The following is a 21,432-nucleotide window of genomic DNA, read 5'->3' as shown; positions in this document are numbered from 1 at the left end:
TATTCATTATTCCCTACACTTGATATGCATGCAGGTATTGGTCTCCCCTTTTCGTTCATAGCGTTGCATCTTTTGCACTCTCTACTTTTCAGTTAATGAAAGGGATGTTTCTTTTATCCCTTCAAATTCATTTAATAGGTACTTAGCTATCTTTTCAACTGCGGGGAAGTCTACTATTTCCTCATGTGATCCAGGGACTGAATACCTATTTACTCTTCCTTTTAATAAAGGTCCCCAATCTGTAAACAACTCTTTTCCTTCCTCAGCACTAAAGTAGATAACTTCTCCAAAGTATGGTATCAAATCATGCTCTGCCATTAAGTTCAGGCATTTCCTATGAGCATTGATAACTTGCTTCAAATTCATAAGATTTGCATCAGGCGGGAGTACTCCTTCCATAATTAATCGCTCCACAAGCATATCTTGCTTATGAACGAGCCCTTCTTCCTGCTCAGTAAGATCTCTAGGAATGAAATGTTCAGATATATATGAGAGCATACCCTCCCTTGTTTTACGATCTTGCTCTGAAGGTACTTTAGTATCCATTAGTATCAACAACTCAACTTCCTCACCTTGATTCTTTAGCACAGTTGCGATTTCATAAGCAATTGCACCGCCTAAAGACCATCCTCCAAGACGATATGGGCCTTCTGGCTGAACACGTTTGATTTCTTCAATGTAAAGTTGAATTAGTTCCGGCAAGGTCAATTCATCAATTTCTTCCTTTTCTATAAGAGGATTCTGTAAACCATAAAATGAACAATGGTTCTTAAGTAATCTTGCTAGTTGAATGTAACAAAATACATTCCCCATAAACGGATGAACACAGAAGAAAGGGCTTTTTTCTGATTCTTGTAGTGGAACTAGCGCTGCTACTGATTTCGTCATATCATGCTTATCACGAATAAGGCATGCGATTCCTTCCAATGTTGGATTCTTAATCAATGTTGAAACCTTAATCTCTTTTCCAAACTTCTCCCTAATTTTTGAAACTAATTTAATTACAAGGAGAGAGTGTCCTCCTCTATTAAAGAAATCATCATTTACATAGACATCTTCTATCTGTAACACATCCTGCCAGATTTTAATCAACTGATATTCAATTTCATCCCTTGGAATGATTGGTGTAGAGAAGTTATTTTCTCTATGAATAGTTAAATTGTTCAATGCCTTTCGATCAACTTTGCCATTCGTTGTAAGAGGAATCTCGTCTACCTTAATAAAGTGTGCGGGAACCATATAATTTGGTACTTGTGTCTTGAGATACTCACGCCACTCATGCATACTACCATCTCCAACTACATAAGCAACCAATCTCTGCTCTCCTAATTTATCCTCTGTTGCCAAAACTACTGCTTCTTTTACCAATGGATGCCTCTCTATACTCGCTTCAATCTCTTCAAGTTCAATACGAAAGCCCCTAATTTTCACTTGATTATCAATTCTTCTCAAGTAATCTAAATTACCATCAGGTAAATAACGAACCAAATCTCCCGTACGATATAAACGCTCTTCTTCATTAAATGGATGACAGATGAATCGCTCTGCTGTTAATTCTGGGCGATTCAAGTATTCTCTCGCTATACCTGCACCCCCAATATATAGCTCACCTGTTACACCAACTGGAACAGGTAACAAATTTTTATCCAATACATAAGTTTGAACGTTCGGCAACGGACGTCCAATTGTTACTCTCTTACTATCTTTTTTGATATGATAGCATGTTGCATCAACCGTACATTCTGTAGGACCGTATACGTTATAAAAATCAATTTTTTCGGTCTCTACTAGCTGTTCCCATAATGACGGCATGATTGCTTCACCACCGACCAATATCTTGCTTGGTACATGAACATCAGCACTTATTTCTAGCAATCCTCCATCTATTAGTAATTGAAGTAATGAAGGTGTCATATCAAACATTTCCAATTTATTCTCCCTAATATAGGACACAAATTGTTCTGGATTAGTGCGAACTTCACTTGGAATAATATATAAACTTGAACCATAAAGCAGCATTTGTAATTGCTGAATAGATACATCAAAGGCAATTGATGCATTCAAACCGACGCGCATATTACTAGGTATCTCATGTGAGAAAACTTCTTTTTGTAAACCATAGGATAGGTTTATTACAGAATGGTGCTGTACTAAAGCTCCCTTTGGATTCCCTGTCGAACCAGAAGTGTAGATAACATACGCTAAGTTTTCCCCTGTTACCTCACATATTGGTGAAAGTTTGCTTTCTTGAGAAAGCATTGCTTGGTCCCTATCTAGGCAAACTGTCTTAATGTCTTTAGGAATCCAGCCTAGTAATACTTCATTTGTAACTAACACTTTAATTCCTGTGTCTTCTAAAATATATTGTAGGCGGCTTTCCGGATTCGATGGATCTAATGGAACATAGGCTGCTCCAGCCTTCCAAATTCCCATGAGACCAACCACCATCTCAACTGAACGCTCAAAGCAAAGGCCAACTAATGACTCTGTCCCAATTCCACATTTCTGTAAATGATGGGCTAATTGATTAGCTCTTTCATTCAGCTCTCGATATGTTAGTTGCTGTTTTTCATCTACCACTGCCAACGCGTCAGGCGTACGATTTACTTGCTCTTCGAATAGTTGATGAATTGCATTCTCACGTGGATAGGATATAGTATTATTATTCCATTCTTCCAATAGCTTTCTTTGTTCAGCTTCCGTAATATATACTAGCTCCGATAGATTTTGATCAATGTTTTTGAGCATTTGCATTAACACTTTGTGTAAATGACCCAGCATTCGTTCAATGGTTACTCTATTAAACTTACTACGGTCATACATTAACTTTAACGATAACTGGATTCCTGGAACTACAGCTAACCCTAATGGGTAGTGGGTTTGTTCTACCCCTTCCAATTCACCAATTTCCAGATTTTCTGAAGACTCCTCTTTCACTGGATAATTTTCAAACACATATAAACTATTGAACAGCGGTATTCCTCTAGGAACTTCACTCCACCCCTGAATCTCTGTCAAAGAAGCATACTCATATTGTCTTCTTTCTATCTCTTCCTCTTGTATCTTTTGCAACCAATCTATTAATTTTATATCATCCATCAATTGAATTCGCGTCGGTGACGTTGTAATGAAAGGACCTACGATGTTTTCAACATCAATAATCTCCGTAGAACGCCCTGAGCTTGTTACACCAAAAACAATGTCATTTTCTCCACTATATCGGCTCATGAGATATGCCCATGCACCTTGAATTACTGTACTCAAAGTAAGTTTATTGCGTTTCGCCCATCCTTGTAACGCTTGAGTCTGCTCTTCTGATAAATACGTAACCTTCTCTGTGTAACCTTTTTCTTCCTCTTTACTTTCTAAGCCCAGCAAAGTTGGCGCAGTAAAACCTTTTAGCTTCTCTCTCCAGAATTGTTCCGCCTGCTCCTTATCTTGCTCTCTTAACCATTGGATATATTTCTTATATGGTGAGGACTTAGGTAACTTCACAGCTTCTCCATTCATTCTCTTCTGATAGACTGTAAGTAATTCATTAAATACTAATGGTAAACTCCATCCATCCAGTAAAATATGGTGATGGGTCCAAACAATCCGATATTCTTCCTCACCTTCTTGAATGACTGTTACCCGCATCAATGGTGCTTCATCAAATTGGAAGGCTTGTTTTCGATCTAATGCCAAAAAGACTTTTCTTTTTTCCTCTATCTCTTCACTTGTCATTGTACGCCAGTCTTCTTTATTCACTTTAAATGGGATATTTTCATACACCACTTGTACAGGTTCTTCAATTTCGTCCCATACAAATCCTGTACGAAAAATTTCATGCCGCTGAATTACAGATTTCCACGCCTGCTCAAATGTAGGAATATTCATTTTTCCTCGAATCATAAAACTCAATTGCACTATATACGGTGCAACATGTTCATCCCCTTGGTCATGCAATGTGTGGAAAATCATACCTTCTTGCAAAGGTGATAGTGGATATAAATCAGTAATCTGATTGTTCTTTCCGCGATGCATTTTGTTTAGTACATTTGTCAAACCTTCTTGGCTAAGATTAGCCATTGCAAAATCCGAAATGGTCAGTGCAGATTCTCTATCTGAAAATTGAATCAATGTACTCAGTTGATATAGCATATTCTGTGCAATACTTTGAATCGTTGATTTGGCAAATTGTCCAACATTGTATACCCAAGTGAACTGAAGTTTTCCATCCGTTACAACCCCAATTACATCAATTACATGCGATCGCTTGGAACCGGCAGCATGATCTAAACGCTTAAATTCGTTCTCCGGAATAAACATTGCATCGCTAGAAAACATTTGGTCAAATTGTCCAAGATAGTTAAAACTAATAGACGGTGTATATTGGGAGCTTAATTGCTCACACATTGTTGCGTTCATGTAACGCAACACCCCATAATCAACACCCTTATTAGGAATTTTGCGAACTTGTTCTTTAACTGCTTTTAATGCTTCAATTGGCGTATTAGCACTAGTAATATTTAAATGAACTGGGTAAATACTTGTAAACCATCCCACAGTTCTCGATAAATCAACATCTTCAATAATCTCTTCTCGACCATGTCCCTCTAAATCTACGCTCAATATCGGCTGCCCCGTACATGCTGCCGTAGCTTGTACTAATGCTGCTAATAATACTTCATTGATTTGGACACGGTGAGTGCTTAAAGTCTCTTGCAATAACATACGGGTCTCATTCTCATTTAACACCACAGTAATTTCCTCAGTTACTGCGCTTACTGGATTACTTATAGTACCATCTACCGGCAATTTAACTACGTCTTGTTCAGCCTGCTCCTCCCAGTAATGTAGCACTTCTTTTGATAGGCCAGTTTCAGCGTAATGATGTAATTTCTCCGACCATTCTTTAAAAGATGTACTCTTCATAGGTAATTGAATTTTCTGCCCTTGGACTACTTGCGTATATGCTGTTTGCAAATCTTCCAATAAAATTCGCCAAGAAACACCATCCACGGCTAAATGATGAATTGTCCAAAATAATCGGCCAGCGTGCTCACCTTCATCAAAATACACCATTCTCATTAGCGGACCATCATGTAAATTCAAACTTTCTTGTGCAATATTAATCTCTTTTTGAATAACCTGATGCCAATCAGCTTCCGGCACTTCGTCTAATGAAATGACAGTAAGCATCAATTGTTCTTCTATTCCTTCATTCCACTGTTTCCAAACCCCATTAGGTAAACGTTCATATCTTAAACGCAGAGCATCATGATGAAGTAGAAGGTTACCTGCCGCCTTTTCCAGTGATCCTATGTCCAATTTCTCTTTCGTTCTAAAGAACATGGATTGATTCCAATGATGTGGGTTAGGATGATTTTGTGCAAAAAACCTTTGCTGAATAGGTGTAAGTATCGTCTCTCCAGTTATAATTCCCTGTTCAGCTTGTACACCTTGTTCTTCTTTGACTACTTGCGCCAACTCAGCAATCGTTTGGTGTTCAAATATTTGTTTTGGTGTCAATTGTAAACCAACTTGCTTCGCGCGCGAGACAATCTGAATGCTAAGAATTGAATCTCCACCAATTTCAAAGAAGTTATCATTCATACCAATACGTTTTGAACCTAGCACACGTTCCCAAATGATAGAAAGCTTATGTTCACGTTCATTTCTTGGGGCCACGTATCCTTCTTGTGTTCCTTGATAATCTGGTATAGACAGCGATTTCCGATCAATCTTTCCATTTATGGTTAGCGGTAATTCTTTCATTTCGACAAAGTAGGAAGGTATCATATGGATTGGCAGTTTTGTTTTAAGATACTCTCGCCATTCTTCTAAACTGCCTTCGCCCACTACATAAGCTACCAGCCTCTTATCTCCCGACTGATTTTCCCTAACCATTACAACTGCCTCTTTTACTAAGTAATGCTCCTGTAAGGTCGACTCAATCTCTCCAAGTTCAATTCGAAATCCTCTAATCTTCACTTGATTATCCATTCTTCCTAAGTATTCTATATTACCATCAGGAAGATATCTCACAAGATCACCCGTTCTATATAACCTCTCGTCTTCTTTGAATGGATGTGAAATAAATCGTTCGGATGTTAACTTTGGACGATTCAAGTACCCCCTTGCTAGACCTGCTCCTCCGATATAAAGTTCCCCCATCACACCAACTGGAACTGGCAACCTATTTCTATCTAATACATAAGTTTGAACGTTCGGCAACGGACGCCCAATTGTTACTCTCTTACTATCTTTTTTAATATGATAGCAGGTTGCATCAACCGTACATTCTGTAGGACCATATACATTATAAAACTCCATTTTATCAGTCTCTACTAGCTGTTCCCATAATGAAGGCATAATCGCTTCGCCACCAACCAGTACCTTACTTGGAACATGAACGCCATCGCACGTTTCTAACAATCCGACATCTAAAAGTAATTGAAGTAATGAAGGTGTTATATCAAAGATTTCTAACTTGTTCTCCCTAATATAAGCTACAAACTGCTCCGGATCACTTCGTACTTCATTCGGAATAATATACAAACTTGAACCATATAACAGCATTTGTAATTGCTGAATAGATGCATCAAAGGCAATTGACGCATTTAAACCGACATGCATGTTAGATGGTATCTCATGTTTGAAAACCTCTTTTTGTAAACCATGCGACAAGTTTAGTACAGAATGATGCTGTATCAAGACACCCTTTGGATTTCCCGTTGATCCTGAAGTATAGATAACATACGCTAAGTTTTCTCCTGTTACTTCGCATTTTGGTGAAAGAATGCTTTCTTGGGAAATCATTGCTTGATCCCGATCTAGACAAACTATCTTGATTTCTTTAGGTATCCAATCTTCCAATGACTCGTTCGTAACTAATACTTGAATTCCAGTGTCCTCCAAAATATATCGTAGGCGACTTTCTGGATATGATGGGTCTAATGGAACATAGGCTGCTCCAGCCTTCCAAATCCCCATAATACTAACAACCATCTCAATTGAACGCTCAAAGCAAAGTCCAACCAATGATTCATTCCCAATTCCGCATTGCTGAAGATAGTGGGCCAATTGATTAGCTTTTTCATTCAGCTCTCGATACGTTAACTGCTGTTTTTCATCTACCACTGCCACCGCATCAGGTGTACGATTTACTTGCTCTTCAAACAGTTGATGAATTGTACTTTCCTGTGGATATGCTACAGCACCATTATTCCACTCTTCCAACTGTTTTTGCTGTAATCCTGATAATATAGGCAACTTAGCTAATGATTTATCAGGATTCTCTACGATTACATTCAACCAGTTCCCAAAATGTTCAGCCATGGATTCAATAGTTAAGCTGTCAAATAAATCAGTTCTATAAACAAAAGTAAGTAATAAACCCTCTTCCACTTCTGCAGCAGTTAAACTTAAATCAAACTTAGCGATCGGAGCATTACTTTCCATTACTTCTATATTTCTTCCATGTAGTTCTGGTAGCTTCTGTCCCGTATTTTGCAAAGTAAACATGGTTTGGAAAATCGGAGAATGGCTTGTATTTCGTTCAGGTTGGATAACCTCTACAATTTTCTCAAACGGAACATCTTGATACTCATACGCCTTCAATGCTTTTATCCGTACTTGAGATAACAACTCTTGAAATGCCGGTGCATTACTTAAATCAGCTCGATAAACCAAGGTGTTGACAAAGAAACCAATCAGCCCCTCAATTTCTCGATAATTTCGATTTGCAATTGGGCTGCCAACAATAATATCCGTTTGTCCCGTATAACGAGCAAGGAAACTTTGATACGATGCCAATAAGGTCATGAAAAGTGTGGCCCCTTCTTGACGACTTAGTTCGTTTAATTTATCCAGTAATGAGCGTGACAACAAAACATTATGAGTTAATCCATGGTGGGTTTGCACTGGCGGACGCGGACGATCTATTGGCAACATTAAGACTGGTAACTCACCAGATAATTCTTCCTTCCAATATGCAAGTTGTTGATATAGTACTTCATCTTTCAACCAGTCTCTTTGCCACTGAGCAAAATCGGCATATTGAACTGGTAGTGGTTCCAGCTCTGCTTGTTTTTCACCAATCGCATTCTCATAAAATGCCATCCATTCTTGAAGCAAGATTTCCATCGACCACCCATCCGAGATAATATGATGCATATTACACAGAAGAACCCATTCTTCTTCTGAAATTCTTATGAGTTTCCCACGGAATAATGGCCCTTGTTCTAAATCAAATGGAGATTCTACTTCAGTTTGAATCCATTGCTCCAACTTTCTTTCTCGCTCCTCTAATGAAAGCTTAGTTAAGTCCATTTGCAGAAGCGGACGGAAAACGTACGGTTGAATCTGCTGCACAGGATGGCCATCCTCTTCATAAAATACAGTCCGCAAAGATTCATGACGCTCTATCAACTGATTCCATCCCAACTCCAAGGCCTCAGGTAACCAATTCCCTGTAAGCCGGCATACCATTGGCATATTATAAAGTGCACTATTAGGTGCAAATTGATCAATAAACCATAAGCGCTGTTGGGCATAAGACAGTGGAATATTTTCCCCTCGTTCCATCGGCATCAATGGTGGAATTTCTCGTTTTTCGCTCCCCTTACGTAACTGATCTATTCGTTTCGATAATGCCTCGACCGTTGAATATTCGAACAGTTCACGTACTGGCAATTTGATTTGAAAGACTTCCTGTAAGCGTGAGACCACTTGTGTAGCAAGTAGAGAGTGACCACCGAGATCAAAGAAAGAATCCTGAACATCAATGTCTCTTATTCCTAGCACTTGACTCCACACTGAAGCAATAAGTTCTTCCAGCGGAGTTCTTGGGTATACAGTATTTTCAGTGGATTGTTCACTAAGTATAGGCAATGCCTTCAAATCAAGTTTTCCATTCGGTGTAAGTGGTAAAAATTCCATCTCAATAAAGTTTGTTGGAACCATGTAATTAGGTAAATGTGTTTGTAGATGTTCTCGCCATTCATGGAAACTTCCTTCACCAACTACATAAGCTACTAATCTCTTATCACCTTGATTATCCTCTCGCACCAATACAACAGCTTCTTTGACAGAAGAATGCGCCTGCAAAACAGCTTCTATTTCTCCCAATTCAATCCGGAAACCACGAATTTTCACTTGGTCATCTATACGTCCATGGAACTGGAGATTACCATCAGAAAGATAACTTGCTTTGTCTCCTGTATAATAGAGACGTTCTCCTGACTTGAAAGGATGTGGAATAAATTTTTCCTTTGTAAGATCCGGACGATTAGCATATCCACGTGCAAGACTCTTCCCTCCAATATAGAGATCTCCAATTACACCAATTGGTACTAGCTGAAGATGAGAATCTAACACATAAACTTCTGTATTCGCAATCGGTCGACCAATCGATGGCGTACCTGTTGTCACTCCTACAGGTACATAACAATCTGTGGTAACAACGGTATTCTCCGATGGACCATACTGATTAATTACCGCAAAAGGAATATCGTTAGATGGATACTGCGTTAATTGATCCCCACCAGTAATGATAAAACGAAGATCCGTTTTATCTGGCCAAGATAATTTCAAGAGTCTTTCCAGAATAGGCGTAGGTGCAAAGCTAGCTGTTATTCGTGAATCAATGAGCCAGTCCCTTAGTGCTTCTGGATTAATTCTCAGTTCCTCTGTTGACAAGTAGAGTGCTGCGCCAGCAGTTAGATACGGCCAGATCTCCTGGACAGCCGAATCAAAAGCAACCCCTGCAATCTGAGTCGCACGATCCTCTGCTGAAATATGATAAACTTCCTGATGCCAAGAAACCATATTCATTAATGAGCGATATTCAACCATGACACCCTTCGGTTTTCCTGTAGAACCAGAGGTATAAACAATATAGGCTAAGTTCTCTGGATTTATTTGACGTGTAGGTGCGATTACGCTTTCCACCGTTAATTCTTCTAACCTCACCATTTCGACGTGTGCGAAATGTCCTTCTTGTCCTTCCGCCGTCACTACAAATTGAATTCCTGCATCTTCAATCATGTATTCTAACCTTGATTTTGGATACAACGGATCTAAAACGACATAAGCTCCACCAGCTTTTAAAATGCCTAGTAAACTTACCATCAGCTCAGCTGACCTCGGAAGATAAACCCCTACCACTGACTCTGGGGCTACTCCCTTTCGCTGTAAAACATTTGCCAACTGATTTGCTTGTGTATCCAATTCACCATAAGTCCACTGTTTTGTTTGATCAACTATCGCAATCGCATCAGGACGCCTTGCTACTTGCTCCTCAACTTTGTCGCAAATAAGACCCTGATGAGACATTTCCATTACAGTGTCATTCCATGTTTCTAATAACAAAGTACGCTCGGTTTCTGATAGCATGCTCAGGTCATGCAACGGATTTTGTGGGCGATGAGAAACTTCATGTAGCCATTTCTCAAAGTGTCCTGCCATCCGTTCAATAGTAGTAGCATTGAATAAATCCTTATTGTACTCAAAAGTAAAAAGTAATCCCTCTTCCGTCTCAACTGCCATTACACTTAAATCAAACTTTGCAATTGGACTATGGCTTTCTATCATTTCAATACTTCTACTCGATAACACCGGTAACTCTTGTTTCATATTTTGCAAGATGAACATAGTCTGGAAGATTGGCGAATGACTTGTACTTCGCTCCGGTTGCACAACTTCTACAATTTTTTCAAATGGAATATCTTGATATTCATACGCCTTCAATGCCTTTTGACGAACCTGATACAGTACATCTTGAAATGTCGGTCTACCACTCAAATTAGCTCGATAAACCAGCGTGTTAACGAAGAAACCAATTAGTCCTTCAATTTCTCTATAATTCCGATTCGCAATTGGGCTTCCGACCAGAATATCTTCTTGTCCCGTATAACGAGATAGAAAACTTTGATATGCAGCTAAAAGCGTCATGAAGAGCGTAGCCCCTTCTTTTCGACTAAGTTCATTCAATTTATCATGTAGCGTGCTTGGCAGAACCAGAGTGTATGTCGACCCGTGATGAGTTTGTATTGCGGGACGCGGGCGATCCACAGGAAGTTGGAGTACAGGAAGCTCCCCAGACAATTCTTCCCTCCAATATTGGAGTTGTTGATCAAGCACCTCCTCCTTTAGCCATCCTTTTTGCCACTGAGCAAAGTCGGCATATTGAACCGGTAATGGTTCAAGTTCCGCTACCTTTCCATTCGTTGCTTTCTCATAAAATGCCATCCATTCTTCAAGTAGGATTCCCATTGACCATCCATCTGAAATGATATGATGTAGAGTACAAAGGAGTATCCATTCTTCCTCTCCCACGTGCAAAATACTTGTCCTGATTAATGGACCCTCTGTTAAATCAAATGGCACTTCTGTTTCTTGTTGAATTAAACGTTTAACTTCTTCTTCTTGATCTTCAGAAGAAAGCATAGTTAAATCCGTTTTCGGAATTGATTGAAAAGCATACGGTTCAATTTGCTGTACGGGTTGACCATTCACTTCTTGAAAGACCGTCCGCAGTGATTCATGACGTTCTATTAGTTGATTCCATCCCGTTTCCAATGCTTCAAGTAGCCAATTCCCTGTAAGACGGCATACCATTGGCATATTGTAAAGGGCACTATTAGGTGTAAATTGATCAATAAACCATAAACGTTGTTGGGCATAAGATAGTGGAATAGCTTCTCCTCGTTTCATTGGTATTAGTGGCGGAATCTCTCGTTTTTTATCTCCTTTACGTAACTGTTCTAATCGCTTTGCCAGTGACTCCACCGTTGTATATTCAAATAGTTCACGTACTGGTAATTCGATTTGAAAAATTCCCTGTAAACGTGACACTACTTGAGTAGCTAGTAGTGAATGACCACCGATTTCAAAAAAGGAATCCTGAACACTAATATTTTTTATTCCTAACACTTGGCTCCAAACGGAAACGATGAGCTCCTCCACTGGTGTTCGTGATGAAGTAATATCTTCACTTATGAACTGTTCTTCTAATTCCAATAATGCTTTCCGATTCACTTTACCATTTGGAGTGAGTGGCATACCTTCAATTTGGAAAAAGTATGCCGGAACCATATAATGTGGTAATTGCTTCTTAAGGTATTCACGCCACTCTCCAGTATCCCCTTCCCCCACTACATAAGCTACTAACTGCTTATCTCCTGGTCGATCTTCCTTCACCAACACGACTGCCTCTTTTACAGATGAGTGATCATGTAAAGCTGCTTCAATTTCTCCCAATTCAATTCGGAATCCTCTAATTTTAACTTGGTTATCTATTCTTCCAATATATTCTAAGTTACGATCATTCATATATCTCACCAAGTCACCCGTTCGATATAATCGTTCCCCGTCCTTAAAAGGATGCGGAATAAAACGTTCAGTAGTTAAATCCGATCGATTGAAGTAACCACGTGCCAATCCTACTCCTCCAAGGTAAAGTTCCCCTGCCACACCAATCGGGACCACTTGTTGATATTGATCTAACACATACAACTCTGTATTATCAATCGGACGACCAATCGGAATAATCATTGCTTCTTTTTCTAAATCACAATCGTAATAAGTCACATCCACAGTCGCTTCAGTAGGACCATACAAGTTAATTAACTTTGTTTGCTGAACATTGTAAAAGATCCCCTTAAACCGGCGAACCTGCTCAGTGTTTAACGCTTCTCCACTAGTAAAAACTTGAATTAAAGACGATACATCCCTTTTCGAATTATATAGTTCCATATAATCTAAGAAAGTAGATAACATCGACGGAACAAAGTGCATGGTGGACACGCGATATCGTTCAATATACTCCTCAATCACCGCAGGATCTTTCTCTCCTCCTGGTGGAAGTAAACAAACACGTGCTCCTACAAATGACCACCAAAATAATTCCCAGACAGAAACATCGAACGAAAACGGTGTCTTTTGTAGGATTGTATCCTCCTCGGACAATGGGTATTTTTTCTGCATCCACTGTAGGCGGTTGATAACGGAATGATGTTCAATCATTACCCCCTTTGGATTTCCCGTCGAACCCGAAGTGTATATAATATAGGCTAAGTTATTTGCTGTTACTCCACTTACCGGAGCTAAATTACTCTCTTTAGAAATCATCACTTGATCCCGGTCTAAACAAATTGCTTGAATATCTTTAGGTAACCAGTCCTGTAGTGCCCCTTTTGTTAACAGCACTTGAATTTGTGAATTCTCCAAAATATATCTCAGGCGGTTTTCAGGATAACTTGGGTCCAGTGGGACATAAGCCCCACCTGCCTTCAAAATCCCAAAGAGACCGATAATCATATCAGGAGAACGTTCAATACATATACCAACCAATGATTCAGGTCCGATACCTCGTTTTTGTAGAAAATGTGCCAATTGATTCGATTTTTCATTTAGTTCTTGATACGTTAGCTTTCCACCCTCATAAACTACCGCCACTGCATCAGGTGTCCGTGCAACTTGCTGCTCAAATAGCTCATGAATCATACAATCATGACCATAAACTACGTCCGTATCATTCCATTCTTCTAGGAGTTGTTTTTGCTCAGTATCCGATAACATTGACAGCTTTGTATATGATTCATCTGGATGATACGTGATTTCATTTAGCCAGTTCTCAAAATGTCCTGCCATACGTGCAATGGTACCACTATCAAATAAATCCGTGTTGTATTCAAATGAGACGAATAGACCTTCTTCCACTTCATAGGCAGTTAAGCTCAAATCAAATTTAGCAATAGACATATTACTTTCTACCATTTCAATACTTCTATCAGGCAAATCTAGTCGTTCTTGTTTTATATTCTGTAGCGTAAACATGGTCTGAAATATAGGGGAATGACTCATGCTTCGTTCAGGTTGCACAGCTTCTACCACTTTTTCAAATGGTATATCTTGATATTCGTAAGCTTTTAACGCCTTTTTCTTTGTTTGGTTCAAAATCTCCCGAAAAGTAGGGGTGCCACTCAAATCTGATCGATAAACCAACGTATTAACAAAGAAACCAATTAATCCTTCTACTCCCTTATGGTTCCGATTTGCAATCGGGCTACCAACTAGAATATCTTTTTGTCCCGTATAACGAGCAAGAAAGCTCTGGTATGCGGCCATTAAAGTCATAAATAAAGTAGATCCTTCTTGTCGACTTATATCCTTCAATTGACTGAGCAATTTATAAGGAAAAATCACATGATGCGCAGCCCCAGAGTAAGTCTGCTTAACCGGTCGAGGTCGATCCACTGGCAATTGTAAGATAGGAAGCTCACCAGACAATTCTTTCTGCCAATACGTAAGCTGACGATTTAGCACATCACCTTGCAACCACTCCTTTTGCCACTTCGCAAAGTCTGCATATTGAATAGATAATGAACTTAATTTAGCAGGATTTCCGCCCGTTTCTTCTTCATAGAAAGCAAGGAATTCATTCATGAATATACCAATGGACCAAGCATCAGAAATAATATGATGCATCGTACACAGTAATAACCATTCATCCTTCTCTAATTGAACAAGCTGATTACGAATTAAAGGACCATTCATTAAATCAAATGGTTCTTGCGCTTCTCTCGCAATTAAACTATCTACCTCTTTTTCTTTTACTTCTAGAGGAAGTTGAGAGTAATCCCTTACAGGTAATGCTCTAGGAAGGAATTCGACAATTTGTTGCACAGGCTGTTCTCCTATTTCTTTAAAAACAGTTCGTAATGATTCATGACGTTCAATGAGTCGATTGAATCCCTTCTCTAATGCTTCAGGTATCCAATTTCCTTTTAGATGCCATACTGTTGGAATATTATATAAAGAACTGTTTGGATTAAATCTGTCCATAAACCACAAACGTTGTTGTGCATAAGACAACGGGAGTGCTTCTTTATTCTCCTTTTTTTGCATTTGCTTCTGAAGCCATGCTCTCTTCTCAGGAGAAAGTGAACTCAGCTTTGCAAGTAAATCACTTCTCATTTTTTTACCCCTTCCTCAATCAAATTACTCTCAAATATCCCTTGTGCTTCTTCCTCTGATAACTCTTCTAATTGCTTAAGCAGTTCCAGTAATTCTTCATCATTACTCACTCCTGCTTCTTTTTGAATATAATCTTGAAGGCTTACATTCTCCTTACTATCATTCTGCATTTCTTGATTTTTGTTATCGAGCAATTGATCAATCTGTTCTGCCAATTGCTGCACCGTATGAAACATAAATAAATCATGCAATGGTATCTCGATTCCAAAAGCCTCTTTAAGATTAGAAACGGCTTGCGTAGCAAGTAATGAATGTCCACCAATTTCAAAAAACGAATCTTGAATTCCGATGTTTTCCATGCCTAAAACTTCATGCCATATCGAAACAATTGTTTTTTCCGTAGACGTACGAGGAGCAATATAACAACTCGCTATCTCCTGCTTCTCTGGTGCTGGTAAAGCCTTCCTATCAATTTTTCCATTAGGAGTGAGTGGAAATGCATTTAATCCAACAAAATAGGATGGAATCATATAATTTGGTAGTTGGTCCTTGAGATAATCACGCCACTTTTGAGCATCCCCGTCTCCTACAACATAGGCAATCAAACGTGGATCGCCAGGATAATCTTCCCGCACCATCACAATAGCTTCGTTAACTAATGTATGCTTTTGTAATACCGCTTCGATTTCTCCTAGTTCAATCCGGAACCCACGAATTTTCACCTGATGATCAATTCGTCCAACATACTCCAAATTTCCATCCGGCAAATACCTTACTAGATCTCCAGTCCGGTATACTCGCTCGTCTTCTTTAAACGGATGCGGTATAAATCGATTTTTCGTTAAGTCAGGGCGTTTTAAATATCCACGTGCTAACCCTGATCCACCAATGTACAACTCACCAACTACACCAATTGGAACCATTTTTTGTTCAGCACTCAATACATATACTTCTGTATTGAAGATTGGTTTACCAATTGGTGGTACCCTATGCATGACACCCTTTTCTAATTCCATATACGTGGAATACGTAGTATCTTCAGACGGTCCATATAAGTTGAACACCTTCTCAATCGTACTTCTCTCGTATAAATCTTGAACAAGCGGATATGGTAACGGTTCTCCAGCCAAATTCATTACCTTTACTGAAGAAGGAATTGTTTTTGCTCGAACCAGTTCCTTTGCTGCCGATGGCACAGTATTAACCAAAGTCACACCTTTGGTAGACAACTTGTCTAGATGTAGAGCATTTTCAGCGACAATCACCTTACCACCCATCGTTAAGGGAACAAATACTTCAAAAACGGATAAATCAAAAGATAGTGAAGTTGAAGCTAATACTCCCGCTAATTCCTTTCGAGAATACGTATGATGCGCCCAATGAATCATTGTTACTGTATTCCTGTGCTCAATCATTACTCCCTTTGGATTTCCAGTGGAACCTGAAGTATAGATAATATAGGCTAAGTTATCGCCCGTCACTTCACTCGTGCATACCGTAGTAACTTCTTGTTCTATTTCTGCTCGATTACGATCAATACAAATGACGTTGACGAATGTAGGTATAACCATTTTTTGTTGTAACTTTTCCTGTGTCACCAGTACCTTTATTTGAGCATTTTCTAAAATGTACTGCAGTCGACTTTCCGGATACGCTGGATCAATTGGGACATATGCTCCTCCCGCCTTCATAATTCCTAAGAGACCGACAATCATCTCGGATGAACGTGTAACGCAAATCCCAACCAATGTTTCGCATGTTACACCATTTTTTTGTAAATAATGTGCCAACTGATTCGAGCGTTCGTCCAACTCTCGATATGTTAGTTCTTCATCTTCGCACACTACTGCAATTGCTTCTGGTGTTTTTTCCACTTGTTCTTCAAACATTGTATGAATCGTGCTATCTTCTATATCTATAACGGCTGATTCATTCCATTCCACTAGTAGTTGCTTATATTCCACTTTCGATAACATATTCAATTTTGATAATAAACATTTTGGATAAGAGGCAATTTGATTTAGCCAATGTTCAAAATGATTTACCATACGTTCAATGGTTGTATCATTAAACAAATCAGTATTATATTCAAAGGTTAGTGATAATCCTTCTTCCGTCTCAGAAGCAAATAAACTCAAATCAAATTTTGCAACAGAAACATGGCTTTCCATGAGTTCCATTTGTCTTTCAGATAGCTGAAGAAACTCTTGTTTCGTATTCTGTAAAGTAAACATAGTTTGGAATATTGGTGAATGACTTGTATTCCGTTCAGGTTTTACGGATTCTACCACTTTCTCAAATGGGATGTCCTGATACTCGTATGCTTTTAGTGCTTTTTTTCTTATCTGCGATAAAAGTTCTTGGAACGTCGGATTTTCACTGAAATCAGCTCGATAAACTAACGTGTTTGCAAAAAATCCTATTAATCCCTCAATCTCTTTCACATTTCGATTAGCGATTGGGCTTCCAACTATAATGTCGTCCTGTCCTGTATAACGAGAAAGGAAGCTTTGATACGCTGCCATCAATGTCATAAATAAAGTGCATCCTTCTTGCAAACTTAAATCTTTGAGCTTTTCCCGTAAGGAATTCGCCACTATTAAGGACTGACTTGCACCACGATGGGTTTGAACTGCAGGTCGAGGACGATCCATCGGTAGTTGTAAAACCGGTAGTTCCCCAGACAATTCTTCCTTCCAATATTGAAGGTGCTGATTCAAATTCTCTTCTTTTTGCCATTCCTTCTGCCACATAACAAAATCTGCATATTGGATAGATAACTCCTTCAATTCTGCCGGTTTGCCGCTTAATGCGCCTTCATAAAAAGCCATCCATTCTTCAAGTAAGATTCCCATTGACCATCCATCTGAAATAATATGATGCATCGTACAAATGAGAATCCATTCTTCCTTGTCCACTTTCAATATTCGTGTTCGAATTAGAGGACCTTGTCCAAAATGAAATGGTTCCTCCGCCTCGTTTTGAATGAGCCGTTTCATTTCTCTTTCCCTATCTTCCAAAGAAAGATCTGTTAGATTCGTTTGAGGAATATGTCTGAATACATGAGATTGAACTTGTTGAAAAGGTTCACCCTCTTGTTCTAGAATTATCGTCCTTAATGATTCATGACGCTCCAACAATTGATTCCATCCGGCCTCCAATGCTTCAATTGACCATTCACCTGTTAAGCGACACGCTGCATGGATATTGTACATAGCACTATTTGGCATTAATTGATCAATAAACCATAGACGTTTCTGCGCATAGGAAAGTGGGATAATTTCTTCTCGTGTCATAGGTACAAGGGGAGCAACCTCTCGTTTTTTATCTTCTTTTCGTAACTGATCCACCCGTTTCGCCAATGCTTCCACTGTATCGTGCTTGAAAAGTTCACGTAATGGAATTTTAATTTGGAACAGTTCTTGCAATCGAGAGACAATTTGAGTAGCAAGTAGTGAGTGCCCACCACGTTCAAAGAAGGAATCCTGAATGCCAATATTTTCTGTTCCTAACACTTGACTCCAAACCGAGGCGATAAGCTCTTCCGATGGCGTCCGAGGTAGCACATTTAAATCTTCAATAGCTTGCTCATCAGGTGCTGGCAAGGCCTTTCGGTCAATTTTCCCATTTGGAGTAAGCGGGAAGTGTTCTAACTCTATAAAGTGCGCTGGAATCATATGATTCGGTAATTGTTTTTGTAAATACTCTCTCCACTCCTCGGTATTTCCATCGCTTATTACATATGCAACCAATCGTTGATCACCTGGACGATCTTCTCTAACTAATACGACAGCCTCTTTAATAAACGAACATTTTTCTAAAGTCGCTTCAATTTCTCCTAATTCAATCCTAAAACCACGCATTTTGACTTGGTGGTCCATTCTACCTATAAATTCTAAATTCCCATCAGTTAAATATCTTACTGAATCTCCTGTTCGATATAGTCGTTCCCCAAATCGATATGGATGCGAAACGAATTTTTCAGCAGTAAGATTCGGACGATTTAAGTATCCACGTGCTAAACCAGCACCACCAATATATAACTCACCCTCAATTCCTATTGATTGCAAGCGTTGATTTTGGTCTAATACATATAATTGCGTGTTCTGTATTGGCTGCCCAATAGAAACAAATTCTTGATTAGGCTGAATATCAAATGCATTCACATAAATAGTGGCTTCAGTTGGCCCATAAAAGTTGGTTAATTTCACTTGTCCACTATAATTCCATTTCTGTTGAAATCGTCTAACCAACCCTGAACTTAGTTCTTCCCCACCAGAAAATACATGGCGTACGGACGAGCAATTCATGTTCAATTCAATATGATTGAAGTGGTCTAAGAAAACAGATAACATCGAAGGTACAAATTGAACTATAGTAACCTGATGTTGTTTAATCACTTCAGCTATAATAGAAGGATCTTTTTCTCCACCTGGAGGTAGGAAAGATACACTTGCACCAACGTGAATGCCCCAAAACAATTCCCAAACAGAGACATCAAATGAGAATGGCGTTTTCTGCAAGACCACATCCTTTTCAGAAAGCGGATATTTATGTTGCATCCATTCTAGATAATTAATTACTGAATGATGCTCAATCATTACTCCCTTTGGATTCCCTGTAGATCCTGAAGTATACATAACATACGCTAAATTTTCTCCTGTTACACCACTTATACATGGGGTTGATTCTTCTTTTTCAATTGCAGTGTAATCTTTATTCATACAAATTGTTTCTATATTTTCAGATACAAACAAATTTTTAGAATTCTCTTCCGTCACTAGTACTTCGATTCCAGCATCCTCTAATATATATCGAAGTCGACTCTCTGGATAAGTAGGGTCAAGTGGAACGTACGCTGCTCCTGATTTTAGAATACCTAATAACGCTATCATCATTTGTAATGAACGTTCCATATATACCCCAACTAGAGACTCTGGGCCTACACCATGCTTTTGTAAATAATGAGCTAGCTGATTTGCACGCTTCTCCAACTCTTTATAGGTAATTTGTTCATTTTCGTAACTAGCCGCGATTGCTTCCGGTGTTTTTTTAACTTGCTCCTCAAACATCGTATGAATCATGCCTTCAGCCGAATAATTAAATTGAGTATGATTCCATTCCTCTAGTAACTGTATTTGTTCTTCTTCTGTTAAATGAGTAATTTCAAATAGTTTTGAATCTAGGCTCTTCGTCATCTGAATTAATATTTGCAATAAGTGATTCTGAATCAGATTTATTGCTTCTTCATTAAAATAGCTTCGATCATACATCAACTTTAAAGTAATTTTCTTACCGGGCATTACAATGAGTGTTAAAGGATAATTTGTTTGTTCCGTGCTTGTAACATCTAGTAATCTTAAATCATCATTTCTCTCACCTTGAATTGGATAATTTTCAAACACATACAAGGTATGAAATAAGGAGCAATTTCGCGGAACCTCACTCCAGCCTTGAATATCTATCAACGAATTATACTCATACTGTCTTCGTTCCATTTCTTTCATTTGTATTTTACGAAGCCAATCTACTACTGATGTATTATCCGTTAATCGAATTCTGGTAGGTAATGTGTTAATAAATAGCCCCACCATATTCTCTGCTCCTATTAAATCAGTAGGACGTCCAGCGCTAGTTACGCCAAATACGACGTCACTGTCACCGCTATATCTACTCATCAAATAAGCCCATGCACCTTGTACTAACGTATTCAACGTTAATCGACTATTTCGTACCCACTCTTGTAAACTCTCAGTAAGTTCCTCAGATACTTGATAAGCACATTCTCCATAACCCTTCTCTTGTCCTTGATCCTTTCTTTCCATTGCTAATGGAGTAGGTGCATAGAACCCTTTTAATTCTTCTTTCCAAAATTCCTCTGCTTGACTTTGATCTTGTTTATTTATCCATTGAATATATTTTTTATAAGGAAGAGATTTAGGGAAATTCAACAATTCTCCCTTTATCATCTTGAGATAAACTTCCATCACTTCACTAAAGACCAATGACACACTCCATCCATCTAGCAAAATATGATGATGTGTCCAAATAATTCTCGTTTTCTCTTTTGCTTCTTTAATCGCAGTGACTCTCATCAATGGTGCTTCATCCAATAAAAATCCTTTTCTACGATCTACATTCAAAAACTGTTTTAATTTCTTCGCCCTTTCCTCATGTGGATGGGTGCTCCAATCCTCTTGATGAATAGTAAAAGGAAGACGTTGGTAAACCGCTTGTAGTGGCTTTTCTACTTCCTCCCATACAAATACTGAACGTAAAACCTCATGTCGATTAATAACATATTCCCAAGCCTTTTCAAAAGTATCAACATCCAATTGCCCCCCGAGCAAGAAACCTACTTGTACAATATAGGAAAAAGAATGTTCATCATCTTGATCGTATAAAGTATGAAACAGTATTCCTTTTTGCAAAGGTGATAAACCATATATATCAATAACGTCTCCCATT

2 protein-coding genes are annotated in these 21,432 nt (G+C 38.8%); both read right to left on the bottom strand.

Translation table 11 applies throughout. The features are described from left to right. Nucleotides 1–81: 81 nt before the first annotated feature. On the bottom strand, nucleotides 82–14,964 hold the full coding sequence (locus ACTFRY_RS16180; protein ID WP_098616548.1) for a non-ribosomal peptide synthetase: 14,883 nt from the start codon (nucleotides 14,962–14,964) through the stop codon (nucleotides 82–84). Next, nucleotides 14,961–21,431 carry a non-ribosomal peptide synthetase gene (locus ACTFRY_RS16175; RefSeq protein ID WP_098616547.1) on the bottom strand — a complete coding sequence of 2,157 codons (6,471 nt, stop codon included), beginning with the start codon at nucleotides 21,429–21,431 and terminating at the stop codon, nucleotides 14,961–14,963. Before ACTFRY_RS16175 ends, ACTFRY_RS16180 begins: the two co-directional genes overlap by 4 nt. Between the last annotated feature and the right edge of the window lies 1 nt (nucleotide 21,432).

The sequence above is a fragment of the Bacillus cereus group sp. MYBK195-1 genome (assembly GCF_051916605.1).
GTDB lineage: Bacteria > Bacillota > Bacilli > Bacillales > Bacillaceae_G > Bacillus_A > Bacillus_A cereus.
Note: the sequence above shows the minus strand (reverse complement) of the source record. Positions and strands in the feature narration are given on the sequence as shown.